Source organism: Chryseobacterium sp. MA9 (assembly GCF_024399315.1).
Lineage (GTDB): Bacteria > Bacteroidota > Bacteroidia > Flavobacteriales > Weeksellaceae > Chryseobacterium.
Window position 1 is genome coordinate 3,413,064 of sequence record NZ_CP075170.1, and the last position, 14,020, is coordinate 3,427,083.

Annotated in this window: 16 protein-coding genes; 11 read left to right on the forward strand and 5 right to left on the reverse strand. The window is 35.9% G+C overall.

What is annotated here, in order from left to right; all coding sequences use genetic code 11:
* The first annotated feature begins 35 nt into the window (after positions 1 to 35).
* From KIK00_RS15500 to KIK00_RS15525, 6 genes are all read left to right on the forward strand, one after another.
* Positions 36 to 1,349: a 2TM domain-containing protein gene (locus KIK00_RS15500; protein ID WP_255813267.1), complete on the forward strand. Its 1,314-nt coding sequence runs from the start codon at positions 36 to 38 to the stop codon at positions 1,347 to 1,349.
* A 4-nt stretch (positions 1,350 to 1,353) separates the two neighbouring features.
* On the forward strand, positions 1,354 to 1,659 hold the full coding sequence (locus tag KIK00_RS15505; protein ID WP_255813268.1) for a 2TM domain-containing protein: 306 nt from the start codon (positions 1,354 to 1,356) through the stop codon (positions 1,657 to 1,659).
* Between the two features lie 56 nt (positions 1,660 to 1,715).
* Positions 1,716 to 2,285, forward strand: coding sequence for an isoprenylcysteine carboxylmethyltransferase family protein (locus KIK00_RS15510; RefSeq protein WP_255813269.1), 570 nt, complete (start codon positions 1,716 to 1,718; stop codon positions 2,283 to 2,285).
* Positions 2,286 to 2,410: 125 nt separating this feature from the next.
* Complete coding sequence (locus tag KIK00_RS15515; RefSeq protein ID WP_255813270.1) at positions 2,411 to 2,707, forward strand: 2TM domain-containing protein; 297 nt, start codon at positions 2,411 to 2,413, stop codon at positions 2,705 to 2,707.
* A 30-nt stretch (positions 2,708 to 2,737) separates the two neighbouring features.
* A complete protein-coding gene (locus tag KIK00_RS15520; RefSeq protein WP_255813271.1) occupies positions 2,738 to 3,004 on the forward strand; it encodes a 2TM domain-containing protein in 267 nt (88 codons plus the stop codon).
* Between the two features lie 68 nt (positions 3,005 to 3,072).
* Positions 3,073 to 3,816: a LytTR family DNA-binding domain-containing protein gene (locus KIK00_RS15525; protein ID WP_255813272.1), complete on the forward strand. Its 744-nt coding sequence runs from the start codon at positions 3,073 to 3,075 to the stop codon at positions 3,814 to 3,816.
* Positions 3,817 to 3,939: 123 nt separating this feature from the next.
* Here the strand turns inward: KIK00_RS15525 and KIK00_RS15530 are convergent, their stop codons facing one another.
* Both KIK00_RS15530 and KIK00_RS15535 read right to left on the reverse strand, forming a co-directional pair.
* Positions 3,940 to 5,166, reverse strand: coding sequence for a DUF6051 family protein (locus tag KIK00_RS15530; RefSeq protein ID WP_255813273.1), 1,227 nt, complete (start codon positions 5,164 to 5,166; stop codon positions 3,940 to 3,942).
* A gap of 214 nt (positions 5,167 to 5,380) precedes the next feature.
* Positions 5,381 to 6,277 (reverse strand): hypothetical protein, encoded by an 897-nt coding sequence (locus KIK00_RS15535; protein WP_255813274.1) that lies wholly within the window; start codon positions 6,275 to 6,277, stop codon positions 5,381 to 5,383.
* A 138-nt stretch (positions 6,278 to 6,415) separates the two neighbouring features.
* Between KIK00_RS15535 and KIK00_RS15540 the strand changes: the two genes are divergently transcribed.
* Both KIK00_RS15540 and KIK00_RS15545 read left to right on the forward strand, forming a co-directional pair.
* A complete protein-coding gene (locus KIK00_RS15540; RefSeq protein WP_255813275.1) occupies positions 6,416 to 7,153 on the forward strand; it encodes a hypothetical protein in 738 nt (245 codons plus the stop codon).
* A gap of 11 nt (positions 7,154 to 7,164) precedes the next feature.
* The gene (locus KIK00_RS15545; protein ID WP_255813276.1) at positions 7,165 to 7,515 is read left to right on the forward strand and encodes a hypothetical protein; all 351 of its coding nucleotides are present in this window, start codon (positions 7,165 to 7,167) and stop codon (positions 7,513 to 7,515) included.
* Between the two features lie 91 nt (positions 7,516 to 7,606).
* Here KIK00_RS15545 and KIK00_RS15550 read toward each other — a convergent pair whose 3' ends face one another.
* Together KIK00_RS15550 and mnmA are read right to left on the reverse strand one after the other, a co-directional pair.
* Positions 7,607 to 7,786: a hypothetical protein gene (locus tag KIK00_RS15550; RefSeq protein WP_255813277.1), complete on the reverse strand. Its 180-nt coding sequence runs from the start codon at positions 7,784 to 7,786 to the stop codon at positions 7,607 to 7,609.
* A 137-nt stretch (positions 7,787 to 7,923) separates the two neighbouring features.
* Complete coding sequence (gene mnmA / locus KIK00_RS15555; protein ID WP_255813278.1) at positions 7,924 to 9,111, reverse strand: tRNA 2-thiouridine(34) synthase MnmA; 1,188 nt, start codon at positions 9,109 to 9,111, stop codon at positions 7,924 to 7,926.
* 194 nt (positions 9,112 to 9,305) lie between these two features.
* Between mnmA and KIK00_RS15560 the strand changes: the two genes are divergently transcribed.
* Positions 9,306 to 9,833 (forward strand): hypothetical protein, encoded by a 528-nt coding sequence (locus KIK00_RS15560; protein ID WP_255813279.1) that lies wholly within the window; start codon positions 9,306 to 9,308, stop codon positions 9,831 to 9,833.
* Positions 9,834 to 9,996: 163 nt separating this feature from the next.
* Here the strand turns inward: KIK00_RS15560 and KIK00_RS15565 are convergent, their stop codons facing one another.
* Positions 9,997 to 12,534: an ATP-dependent Clp protease ATP-binding subunit gene (locus tag KIK00_RS15565; protein WP_255813280.1), complete on the reverse strand. Its 2,538-nt coding sequence runs from the start codon at positions 12,532 to 12,534 to the stop codon at positions 9,997 to 9,999.
* A gap of 151 nt (positions 12,535 to 12,685) precedes the next feature.
* On the opposite strand from KIK00_RS15565, the gene KIK00_RS15570 reads away from it, so the two are divergent.
* Both KIK00_RS15570 and KIK00_RS15575 read left to right on the forward strand, forming a co-directional pair.
* Positions 12,686 to 12,910, forward strand: coding sequence for a uroporphyrinogen decarboxylase (locus KIK00_RS15570; RefSeq protein WP_255813281.1), 225 nt, complete (start codon positions 12,686 to 12,688; stop codon positions 12,908 to 12,910).
* Positions 12,910 to 14,004 carry a glycosyltransferase gene (locus tag KIK00_RS15575; RefSeq protein ID WP_255813282.1) on the forward strand — a complete coding sequence of 365 codons (1,095 nt, stop codon included), beginning with the start codon at positions 12,910 to 12,912 and terminating at the stop codon, positions 14,002 to 14,004. The genes KIK00_RS15570 and KIK00_RS15575 overlap by 1 nt, the downstream gene beginning before the upstream one ends.
* The last annotated feature ends 16 nt before the right edge of the window (positions 14,005 to 14,020 follow it).

The following is a 14,020-nucleotide window of genomic DNA, read 5'->3' on the forward strand; positions in this document are numbered from 1 at the left end:
TAATAAAAACTAATTTTGAGTCAAGAAAACAGATCATGAAACGGAAATACTTTACAATATTACTCTGGACATCATTAGGAACCACATTGTTTTTCTTTTTGTTTTTTAATGATGAAAAGACTTTGCAGACCTTTTTGATCACACTGCTTCTTTCAACAATGTATTCTTTTGTATTGGGATTTGGAAACGGATTTATCAATGAATTTCTCAACAGGAAATTTCCGTGGTCGGAAGCTACCCGAACGAGAGCTGTTTTAAGTATTATTTCTATCATTATCGGCAACTTTATTCTGGTCTATTTCTGCAATTATATGAACTATGTGGTTATCCAAAAAACGGCAACTACAGAAGAGTTTTTTTCATCAAAATATGGAGTCACCAATTGGTTTATGATCAATATTGCTCTTCTTATTTCAGCTTTCCTTCATGCTAAGAGTTTTATGGAAGAGCTGAAGAAGACTTCCAGAAAAGAAGTAGTAGAGCAGAAGCTTATCGCCAAATCGGCAAATGCTCAGTTTGAGAGCTTAAAGAACCAGCTGGACCCTCACTTCCTTTTCAATTCTCTGAATGTTTTAAGCTCACTGATTGATGAAAATCCACAACAGGCCCAGAAGTTTACAGCTTCAATGTCAAAGATTTACCGTTACGTACTTGAACAGAAAGATAAAGAGCTTGTAACGGTGGAAGATGAGATAGAATTTGCAAAAACCTATTGCGATCTTTTGAAAACAAGGTTTGAAGACAGTGTAGATTTTACTTTTGATGTTGCCGAGGAAGACTATCAGAAATATGTTGTTCCATTGGCTCTGCAGCTGCTGTTGGAGAACTGCATCAAGCATAATTTTGCTACGTCATCAAAACCTTTGGTGATAAGAATTTTTTCAGCCGGAAATATCCTCTGTATTGAAAATAATCTTCAGGTAAGAGAACAGATCAAAGAAAGCTCTGGGATTGGTCTTGCTAATATTGTACAGCGCTATTCTCTGCTTACCGATCGAAATGTCTTCATAGAAAAGTCAGAAGATCATTTTAAAGTAAAACTTCCGATGCTTTTGACTAAGCCGCATATTTCCAATGCAAAACCTGAAGATGATTCTGTAGCTTACAATCGCGCACAAAAGAGAGTAAAAGAGATTAAAAGCTTTTATATGAACCTTATTTCTTATTGTACCGTAAGCGCCTTTTTAATCTTCATTAATCTTTTTACAAGCAGCAGAAACCACTGGTTTTGGTTTCCTGTACTGGGATGGGGAATTGGGGTTGCTTCCCATGCTTTTCAGGTGTTTGGAGTAGGAGAATCATGGCAGGAAAAGAAGATTCGTGAAATTATGAACAAACAAAAAAAATAAAGCGATGGAAAGATTTGACGAAAATGATATTGAATATCAACGTGCCAGAAGACAGGTAGAAAGGTTACGGGGATTTTACGGACATTTATTCGCTTATATCGCAGTGAATGCTATGATTGTTGTGTATAACTGTATGAACCTGAAACCCGGTGAAAGTTATTTTCAGTTTAAAAATTTTTTTACCGCCACTTTCTGGGGGATAGGGCTTGCAGCACACGCTGTTACGGTTTTTTTGCCCGGGGTTAATTTTATCAGAAAATGGGAAGATAAGAAGATAAAAGAACTTATGGATAAGCAAAAAGATCATTAAGGAAATACCTTTTTATTTTTAGCTAAAAACACTTTTAACTTTAAAACTCATTAAACATGAATACTTTATCAATTCTGTTCTACATTTCAATGGTCGCCTGGTTTCTTACAGAATTCCTTTACAAAAATATATTGAAATCAGGTAAAGAAGATCAAAAAAACAAGGATAAATCTACTCTGAATATTTTATGGCTAGCCATTCCTTTTTCTATAATGAGTTCGATATTCATATCTTATAATACCCATTTCACGATTGTTGATGAAACCTGGATTTTTTATCTGGGGGAACTCCTTATTGTTATCGGGATTCTCTTCAGATATATGATTATCAGATCTCTGGGGAAATATTTTACGGTAGATGTTACCATCAGACAGGATCATAAAATCAAAAAAGAGGGGTTTTATAAATACCTGAGACATCCTTCTTATGCCTTTTCTCTGCTGACCTCTCTTGGCCTTGGTTTGTATTTAAATAACTGGCTGTCATTAATCTTTGCTTTTGTACCTCCGTTTTTAGCTTTTGCCTACAGGATTAAGATTGAAGAACAGGCTTTGGTAGAACGGTTCGGTGATGAATATCTTGAATACAGAAAAAGTACAAAGAAACTGATCCCGTTTATCTATTAATTACACGTTTTTACGATTCGGACATCATAATCTACGATTCGGTAATATAAAATTGATTTGAGCCCTCTTCCTGACCTACCTTTGACTCAAGAAAAAACAAATTAACCTTTTAAAAACAAAACATTATGGAAATTTTACCAAATAAAGAAACGATCGCTTACAGAAAGGCATCCAGAAGAGTAAAAGAATTAAAAGAGTTTTACGGAAATCTTACTTCTTACTGTATTGTTATTCCATTTCTGGCAATCCTGAACCTTATAACAGCTCCGGGATACTTATGGTTTTTATGGCCAATGCTGGGCTGGGGAATAGGAATTACGTTTCATGCAATAAACGTATTCGGAATTGGAAAAAGCTGGGAAGAAAAAAAGATAAAAGAGCTGATGGAGAAAGAGGAAAAAAGTAAAATAAAATCATTCTAATAATCATCATAATTAAAAACTTACACGATCATGGATTACGAAACTGCAACCGAAAGAACAAAGAACATCAGAAAATTCTATAAAAGCATTTTTATATTTGCCATTTTTGCTGTTCTTATCATTCCTGATGATATTTTTGGCGAAAAGATGATTAATTTTCGATTATTTGACAGGTATACCATCCTTGGGATCTGGGGATTTATTATCCTTATCAAGGCCGTAAAACTGTTTCTTTTTGATTCCGAGTGGGAAAGAAATATGATTGAAAAAGAGCTTCAGAAGGAGAAAAGTCGGTAAAATATTAAAATATGCCCGCTTTTATTTACCTTTATTTCCTAAAATCTGAAAACCAAAATTAAAGCTCAATGATCAAAACTGTCATTATAGAAGATGAAAAACCTGCTTCAAGGAAGTTAGAACGTATGTTGAATAATTTCCCTGAAATTGAGATCGTTGCGAAAATAGAATCAGTAGAAGAAGGAGTAGCCTGGTTCTCTGAAAATGAACATCCGCAACTGATATTTTCTGATATTGTTTTAGGTGACGGATTGTCTTTCGACATCTTTGAAAAAATTCCGACAAAAGGGTTCATCATCTATACCACGGCTTTTGATCAGTATACACTGAAAGCATTTAAGCTGAACAGCATCGATTATCTTTTAAAACCCATTCTTGATGAAGATCTGGAAGGGGCAGTGGAGAAGTTTAAATCCTTTATTCCTGCCAACAACACCAATGGCTCTCAGGATATCAAACAGTTGATCAGAAAAGAAAAATCTACGCTTTCCAGAATTCTGGTAAAAATAGGGTACAACCTGAAAATTATCCAGACTCAGGAAATAAGCTGTTTTTTCAGTGAGAACAAAATCGTTTATCTTCAGACAGAAGACCGTACATATCCGTCAGATTTTACGCTTGATGAACTGGAAGACGTTCTGGATGAGAAAAAGTTTTTCAGAGTAAACAGACAGTTCATTGTAAGTTCAGATTACATTAAAAATATCCATACTTCACCTTACTATAAAGTGGATATGGAGTTTCAGCCTGAAGAAGAAATTACGGTGAGCAGAGACCGTGTTAAAGACTTCAAAGACTGGCTGGTCAGTTGATAAAGAAGAAACTTGATCATAAATTGACTTCCTCATAATACTATAAAGCAAACACCATGGATCTTATATTATTGATTTTTAAATTATTCCTTTCACTATTTTATACCTGAAAAACAGAAATAATCAGGAGTTGTAAAAGTCACTGGCAGACTGTACAAACTGGTGAAAAGCTTCCGTAACTTCTTTTTTATTCTTGTGAGCAAGAGGAAACGGAACCATATGGGAATATTCATACGGGAAATCTTTGATTTCTATATCTACATTGATATTCCTGTAGCCTCCTTGTAAGGTATTTAAGGCTTCCATTGGAGGGGCAACACTATCTTTTTCCAATACATAAGCTTTTATCTGAGACTGAATTTCATGAATTCTTTCTTCCCTTTCCTTTTGAAAATAATTGTAACGGAGCATTTTTTTGAACCAGCTTTCCTGTGGATGCAGGTCATCATTCTGATAATGTTTCAAACGGGTATCTGATTTAAAATCTGAACTCAAAAGCTCTGTGAAGACAGACTGCATTTTAATAGTTGCCTGGGTATCCATTATGTATTTGGATATCGGAAACATCCGGTCAATAGTCATTCCTCCACAAAAACAGAAAACTTTAGACCGGGTAAAATGATGGTTAGGATCTGCCATTTTAATAATCATTGAAAGAAAAGCACCTATGGAATATCCAAATAAATCCAGGTCTGCTTCAGGGGAAATTCCTTTTACTTTATTGTTTTTAATGTCTTTCACTACTTCAGTAATATCAGAATAAGTCTGCAGGCCGGACCAGAAAATTCTTTGAGGGTGAGCTTCCAATCTTGAGCTTATCGCAGCATTTACATAGGAGAAATTCATATTTTCAGGATATTTTTTCTTCCTGAAACGAACTACCTCCATCATGTGATGGCGGTCACTCCAGATTGGCTCTGCACGATCCATATGAAAGGCAATAGGAAACAGAATAATGGCTTTTTGTGTTCTCTGGGTAAGTTCATACGCCCATGGCAGATATTTGTCCCATTTCTTTTCATTCAGGCCATGGAAGAGAAAAATACATCCTTTGGCAGTCTCTATATCTGCTCTTTTCAGGATATAATATACAAACTTTTTATTACATTCAATATCAAAATCCTTGATGTCTACGGCTGGCTGGCCGTAAAAATGATACCCTTTTTCGTTGATTTCCAGTGATTTCTGATGTTTGCTGCAATGTTGATGTTCCGAACCATAAAGCAGATCAGAAACCTTTGATTCAAAAGGAAAAGATTCAATGGTTACATTCAGTTCTTTGAGTTCAACCCTGTCTTTTCCGGAATCAAAATTATTTTTTAAAACTTCATACAATTCATAATATTCCATAGTAAGACAATTGAAGATTCATATTTATGAACTATCAATTTAGAGAATTATTATTGTAATCTATTGATTTTTAATAGTTAAATGTATTCTAGGCATAGGAGAAAAAGTAAACACCGGAACAGTAAGTATGACAATTCAAAATGCGTTACGGCAATTTAAAAAAATAATCAGCCATTCCCAGGCATTAGAGATTTTCAGCTTTTTAATTCAATAACTATCTGTAATCAATCCTGTTAGATTCAGTGTCTTCAAGCTGTTTAAGGATAGATTCTGGAATTTCATCACTGTCAATTGGAAAGCTGATGGAGTCTGAAATAAAGTTTTTTCTTTCTGCTTTCCTGAAGATTTCAAACAAAGCAATCGGCTCCTGATTGAAACTGATGCAGGTACTTATAAAATGGATTTCGTGGAGTTTATAGTCCGGATTCTTAAGCTTTTCTTTAATGTCTTTTATTCTTGAAATAAAATGCCGCTGGCGGATAAAAGTATTGCTGTTCATGATGATAAAAACATAATCTGAATACGCTGTAACCTTACCAAAATATTTATGGTGGTCACCGCCGCTTCTTTCAATAAAATATTCTCCGGTTGTCTCCGACTTATAAATTTCCATCGCAGAGCGCCATATACGGTCTTCCTTTGCCATTAAAGGATTATCAGGAAGGTTTCTGTTATAAGAATACCAGCAGCCTACCAGGCGGTCTAAAAGAGCTGTATTCAGATTTACATTATTGAGATCAATCTTCAGGTCATTAAAATTGAATGAATCTGTAGTGGAATTAATGAAATCTATATAATTGGAGTAACCCAGAACTTTAACAATGAGGCTCAGTTTTGCAAGGTTCGGTCTGCTCAGAACAGCATTTTCATTCTGCCTGAATTTTTTCAGTTTATTGATAATCAGGTGTTCATACAGGTAATTGGTCCCCAGAAGATCAGGTTCTTTTTTTATCTCTTTCTCTGAATGGTCATTGATAATAAGCTCATTCAGTTCTGCACTGATGTAGGACCATTCGGTTTTGGTAACGTCTTCCCAATGGTTTTTCTTCAAAAAGTGGTGGCTTAAGAAATTCATCAGTTTTTCAAGATGCAGTATATCTTCCTTTTTCATCTGTTTATTTTTTAGAGTCAGATTAATCTTAGTTTTATAAGACTAATTTAAGATTTTTATCAAACCAAAAAAGACTTTTGAGGGATTTTTATATTTTAAAATCCATTGATATTTGAATAGGAAACAAAATTTAAAACAATGGAAACAAGAATGTTATTAAAAGATGAATCCCTTTGGAACCGAATACAGGGATTTTCTCTGGATGTTCCGGGTGTTGATTTCCCTTTTTCAAAAAAACTGGCAAAAGAAGAAAGCTGGAGCCTTGATTTTGCAAAAAAAGCGATTGAAGAATATAAAAAGTTTGTTTATCTCTGCTGTATTCTTCCCAATGGAGCTTCTCCCAGTGAAATAGTGGATAAAGTATGGCATCTGCACCTGATCTATACCCAGAATTATTGGGAAGAATTCTGCCCGAATATTTTAAAAAGACCGCTTCACCATCACCCTTCTAAAGGAGGAAATGCAGAAAGAGTGAAGCATGAGAATTGGTTTGCAGACACAATGTCAGGTTACAGGAACATATTTCAGCAGGAAGCGCCTGAAGACATCTGGAAAGGGATGAGGAAAAAATCTAAAGTAAGACTATGGATGAAAAAAATGGGCTTCTTTGCTCCGGTTTTTATTTTACTGATGTTGTTCTCCTGTACAGAAGGAACAAATTTCACTGGATTACTGGTCACAGCAGTGGTTTTTGCCATTATTTTTATTTTGGGAATAATAACCTCATTTATGGGAGATAATGAAGTCTCCGATCCCAATAGGAAAGATAAGCAAAGCAGTGATGGAGGAGGAGGAGGAAGCTGCGGAGGATCAAGCTGCAGTGGAGGAGGTGGCTGTGGCGGAGGCTGCGGCGGTTGCGGGGGATGTGGTGGATAAAAATAATCTATATGAAAAAACTAATCATTCATTCAGCTTCGGCTGTAGTAAGCTTTATATGGCTTATAACAGTATGTCAGACTTTGAATCCAATTATTCTAAAAGGTCCGGATTTTCTGAAATTTTATCTCATTCTGGTTCTCGGATTCTATGTTTCGGTTTTTATTTTAAACTCCATGGGAGAAGCCATTTCGAAAACTGCATTTTATTTCATAGGCTTCATTTTTTTACTGGGAATGATAAAACTGATAAGAGGAATAATGTTGGGAAAACCCGTTGGATTTCTGGTTATGATTTTAATCCTGGAATGTATTGTGGCAGTGTTTCTTATCATGAGCCATATCAACAGAAAAATGAAGTAATTGTTTCATAAAAACAAACCCGAAACAAAACTGTTCCGGGCTTTATAATAAGGTGTTGAGATCAAATCTCTCACTTTTTTTCTTTTATGGGCTAGTAACCATATTTTCTAACCATAACGGAAGTGATAATCACTAAAATAAGGCTGATAGCAATATTCGAGTTTTCCGGATGAACAATTGACTGATAGAAATTATAACCGAAAATTGCGGATACAATAGCGATCAGGATGTTGTTTACATAAGCATAGCGGTTTCTTGCAGTTGTTTTCATAGTTGTTTTTTTATTGTTATTTACTCAGTAAGTATGACAACTTCAAAAACGTTACAGAAAAATTTAAAATTATTTCTTCAAAAACAATCCCACCATATTCTCAATCCTCAGATTTCAAAACCCAAATCTCATATCCCTTACGCAATCACACCGCTTCCTATAAGTTCCTCATCAATATACCATGAAGCAAACTGTCCTTCTGCAATAGCAGACTGAAGCTCATTGAACTCAATATATAATGCATTTTCAAACTGATACAATGTTGCTTTCTGCAAAGACTGTCTGTATCTGAATCTTGACATTACTTCCATGGATTCACCGTTCTGAAGTTTCATATCTTCACGTACCCAATGCAGTTCAGCATTATCAATTTTCAGTGCTTTTTTGTGAAGTCCCGGGAAGTGACTTCCTTCTCCCACGAAAATGATATTGTTTTCCATCTCTCTGGAGACAATAAAACAGCTTTCTTTGTGTCCTCCTATTCCAAGACCTTTACTTTGTCCGATCGTAAAAAACTGGGCTCCCTGATGTTTCCCGATTACTTTTCCGTCAGATTTTTTATAGTTGATTTTTCTGGATAAAAACTCAAGTTCTTCTTCTTTAGAGGCGAATTCCGGTTTTTCTTCCGAAAATAAAGGTGAATCTTTGAAAATTTCTACGATTTCCCCTTCATTAGGTTTTAATTGCTGCTGTAAAAATTGTGGCAGGCTCACTTTTCCGATAAAACACAATCCCTGGGAATCTTTTTTATCTGCAGTTACCAATCCGATTTCTTTTGCGATTTCTCTTACCTGAGGCTTTGTAAGTTCTCCGATAGGGAATAGCGCTTTTGAAAGTTGATCCTGGCTCAGCTGGCAAAGGAAATAAGACTGGTCTTTATTGTTGTCTTTTCCGGCAAGAAGATGGAAAATTTCTTTTCCGTTTTCGTCAAAAGTAGAATTTACCCTTGCATAATGTCCTGTTGCCACCTTATCTGCTCCCAATGACATTGCAGTCTTCATGAAAACATCGAACTTTACTTCTCTGTTACACAATACATCCGGGTTGGGAGTTCTTCCTTTTTCATATTCTGCAAACATATAGTCAACAATACGTTCCTTGTAAAGTTCACTCATATCTATCACCTGGAAAGGAATTCCAAGCTTCTGTGCCACCATAAGGGCATCATTACTGTCCTCAATCCAGGGACATTCATCTTCCAGGGTTACGGAAGCATCGTTCCAGTTTCTCATAAACAAAGCCACCACTTCATGGCCTTGCTGTTGCAGCAAATACGCTGCAACACTAGAATCTACACCTCCGGAGAGGCCTACTACTATTTTCATTGTATTTCAATTTTACGAAACTCTTAACGGGAGTTCTTAGTTTGATGCGGCAAAAATACAACTAAATAAATTCGTAAAAAAACCATAATTTTAAACATTGATAAAAACGATATTAATTGTAAACCCCATCATAAGGCACTAATAGCGGGTGATGTAAGGATACAATACCATCAAAAAACAAAATATATCTACATATGAAAAAGTTTATTATTTCTATGATGCTGATAAGCTCAGTATCAGCTTTTTCCCAGGTTTCAGTGGGTACCCAGGCAGAAGAAAGCAGCAAATGGACGTTTGGAGGAGGAATCGGACTCGGATTTGGGAGCAACAGTGCTTTTAATCTGTCTGCTTCACCAAGAGTAGGCTACAGACTTACGGATGATCTCGAAGCGGGAGTCGTGGGAAGTGTATCCTGGCAGACGTCCAATTATTATAAATCTACGATGTTTGGAGTAGGACCATTTGTGAATTACTATTTTGCCAGATCATTTTATGTGGGAGCAAACTATCAACATTATTTTGTAGATTATAAGGATAAATATTATGATTATAAATACAATACAGAAGAAAATGCTTTATACCTTGGAGGTGGATATATGCAGAGAATCGGAAATAACTCTTTTATGCAGCTTGGATTAATGTATAATGTGCTTTGGAAGGAAAATTCAAGTGTGTTTTCAAGCGGTCTGATCCCGAATATCGGTTTCGTAGTGGGGCTTTAATTTGATTTTGTATCGTTTATAATTGAATAATCTTTCGCAGATTTTAGAGATTAAGCAGGCTTGTCTTGAATAATCAGGAATTAGCTTTAGGCAAAACGTATAATAACAAAAGCCCCGGGAAATTTCCCGGGGCTTTTCTATTAAAATTAAATTATTTATTCAATTATGATTGAGAAGACTTTTCAGCAGCTGATTTTTTAGCTTTCTGCGTTTTTCCAATCAGTCCGTCTTTAGCATCATTAAGGTCAAGAACCACGGTTTCTCCTTCATTCAATTGTTTGTTTACCAGCATTTCTGCCAATAAGTCTTCAATATATTTCTGGATTGCTCGTTTCAATGGTCTTGCACCGAAATCTTTATCCCATCCTTTTTCAGAAATGAAATTTTTAGCATCTTCAGTCAAGTCAACTTTATATCCTAATTTTTCAATTCTGCCATACAATTTGTTCAATTCAATATCAATAATTTTCTTGATATCATCCTGAACGAGAGAGTTGAAGATCACAATGTCATCTATTCTGTTTAAGAATTCAGGAGCAAATGCTTTCTTAAGAGCACTTTCAATGGTGCTTCTCGCTCTTGTATCTGAGCTTGTCTTTTTAGCTGAAGTTCCGAATCCTACACCATCTCCAAAGTCTTTAAGATCTCTGGTTCCGATATTGGAAGTAAGGATAATAATCGTATTTCTGAAATCGATTTTTCTGCCTAAGCTGTCTGTAACATGACCTTCATCAAGGATCTGTAACAGAATATTGAATACATCCGGGTGAGCTTTTTCAATCTCATCCAAAAGAACCACGGCATAAGGTTTTCTTCTTACTGCTTCAGTCAGCTGACCACCTTCTTCGTATCCTACGTATCCCGGAGGCGCACCCACTAATCTTGAAACGGCGAATTTCTCCATGTATTCACTCATGTCAATTCTGATCAAAGATTCGTCAGATTCAAATAGCTCTCTTGCCATTACTTTAGCCAGCTCGGTTTTACCAACCCCAGTTGTTCCAAGGAAAATAAATGTACCGATAGGACGGTTCGGATCTTTAAGACCTGCTCTGTTTCTTTGAATTGCTTTCACAACTTTTTTCACTGCATCTTCCTGACCGATTACTTTTCCGTTCAGTTTTTCATCCATCTGCGCAAGTTTGTCAAGCTCATTTTTGCCAACTTTCGTTACAGGAACACCGCTCATCATAGAAACCACTTCCGCTACATTTTCTTCCGTTACGGTTTCTTTTTTCTCTTTTACATCTTTATCCCATTTTTCCTGGGCTGCATTCAGTTCCATCTGAAGACGTTCTTCTTCATCTTTCAGCTTTCTTGCCTCAAGATAGTCCTGAGCTTTTACAGCTTTCTGCTTCAGTTCTTTGATATCTTCGATTTTCTTTTCAAAATCAATGATTTCGGTAGGAACTTTCATGTTTTTGATATAAACTCGTGATCCCGCCTCGTCCATTGCATCAATAGCTTTGTCCGGTAAGAAACGGTCTGTAATATATCTCGATGTCAGATTCACACACGCCGTGATGGCTTCAGGAGTATAAATTACATTGTGGTGCTCTTCATACTTATCTTTGATCTGGTTCAGAATCTGAATGGTTTCATCAATAGAAGTAGGTTCCACCATTACTTTCTGGAATCTTCTTTCTAAAGCACCGTCTTTTTCAATATACTGACGGTATTCATCCAGAGTTGTAGCCCCGATGCATTGAATTTCGCCTCTTGCCAAAGCAGGTTTGAACATATTGGATGCATCTAAACTTCCTGTAGAACTTCCCGCTCCTACAATAGTATGAAGCTCATCAATAAATAGGATGACATCTCTGTTTTTTTCCAGTTCCGTCATGATGGCCTTCATTCTTTCTTCAAACTGACCACGGTATTTAGTTCCGGCAACTAAACTTGCCAGGTCTAAAGTGATCACACGTTTCCCGTAAAGAACTCTTGACACTTTTTTCTGTTGAATTCTTAATGCTAAACCTTCAGCAATAGCAGATTTACCAACCCCTGGCTCTCCAATAAGAAGAGGGTTGTTTTTCTTTCTGCGGGATAAGATCTGAGAAACTCTCTCAATTTCTTTTTCACGCCCGATTACTGGGTCCAGTTTTCCATCTCTAGCCAAAGAAGTAAGGTCTCTACCAAAGTTATCCAATGTAGGTGTTTTACTTTTTGCAGAACCTAGATTTCCTGTAGGCTTTCTCATTTGCTCAAATTCTTCTCTCTCATCATCATCATCGTAAGCACTCATCTGTGGTGACTGCCCTGAATTTTTAAGCATAGTCTGGTATTCTCTTGAAACTCCTTCATAGTCGATGTCATAAGCTCCCAGAATATTTGAAGTAGGATCCTCATATTTATAAAGAATACCTAAAAGCAGGTGAACGGTATTAATTTCATTGCTTTTATATTGACGGCATTCTAACTCTGCACGTTTAATGGCATGATCTGCCATCTTAGTGAAAGAAATATTGGTAACCTCTTCAGAAATGGGATTAAGACTTGCTGTATTTAAAGTTTCAATTTTTCTTCTGATTTGTGTTAAATCCGCATTAAGGTTTTGAAGGATTTCTTTTGCAGAGTTTTCCGTTTTTATAATACCTAAAAGTAGATGTTCTGTATTAAGAAATTCACTTTTCAGCCTTTTAGCTTCGCTTTTGCTTTGTTTGAACACCTGGCTCAAACCTTGTGAAAACTTATAATCCATAATATATCTCATTAGAACAAAGGCAACATTACCTTTTATTCATTATCTAAATTACAAATATTTTACCAAAAATCAATTAATGACTTTATGGCAGAAAAAATTTTATTATCTTATTGAAAATGATTAAGTTTGTTATCCTTAAATTTTCCCCATGAATACTGAAATTACAACCTACATCGGCTATTCTGCTTCTCTTTTTATTGTATTGAGTTTCATACTGAAAGATGTAAGAAAAATCAGAGTAGTCAACATGATCGGCTGTATTTGTTTTGTCATTTATGGTATCTTCAATGGAATGCTTTGGCCGGTTATCATTCCAAACGGGCTCATTTGTTTCATTCAGATCTATTATTTAATACTAGACAGGAAAAACTAATGAAGAAAAAAATACTAGTATCTGCCTTTAGCAGTTTGTATACCGATCAGCGAATAGAAAAGGTATGCAAAACCCTTTTTGACAACGGATATCCCATTGAACTGATTGGAAACAATTGGGAAGGAAATGAGGCAATGGAACGGCCTTATCCTTTTTCTAGAATAGGATTGAGATCAAAAAGCCTAAAGACAGCTTACTTTGAGTTCAATTGGAAATTATACCATGAACTTAAGAAAAAAGCGGACAAAGATACTATCCTTCATGCCAATGACATTGATGCACTTCTGCCAAATTATCTCATTGCCAAAAAAATGAACATTCCATTGGTCTTTGACAGTCATGAAATTTTTACGGAAATGCCATCGGTTCAAAAGAGGTTTTCCCAGAAATTCTGGCGAGTGCTTGAAAGAAAGCTGGTTCCTCATATGAAACTGATGATGACAGAAAGCGAAAGCTATGCAGAATGGTTTCATGAAAAATATAATGTGAACCCGGTAGTTGTCAGAAATATTCCGAGAAAAATTCTTTCTGCCCCCGAAATTCCACAGAATCATCCTAAGATTATTTTGTATCAGGGAGCGATTAATCAATCCAGAGGAATAGAAAAAATGATTGTGGCAATGCATCACATTAAAGATGCTGTTCTGAAAATCGCCGGTGACGGACCAAAGAAAAAAGAATATGAAGATCTTGTCATTCAGGAGAAACTTCAGGATAAAGTATTTTTCCTGGGTAAACTGAAACCGGAAAATCTCAGGGAAATAACCAAAACTGCCGATGCAGGGTTCAGTCTTGAAGAAAACAACGGAGTAAGCTATTATTACTCACTCCCCAATAAGGTTTGTGATTATATCCAGTCCAGAGTGCCGCTTGTTATGATTAATTTTCCGGAAATGCAGCGTATAAAAAATCAGTTTAATGTAGGCGAAATCATTACAGATCATCAGCCTGAAACGATTGAAAAAGCCATTAATTTGGTTCTTGAAAGAGGAAGACTGTATTATCAGAGCGAACTTAACAAAGCTGCAGATGTATTTTGCTGGGAGAACGAAGAAACAAAAATCCTTGAGCTTTTTGAAAAAGCATCCCACTAATAACTTTTACAAAATT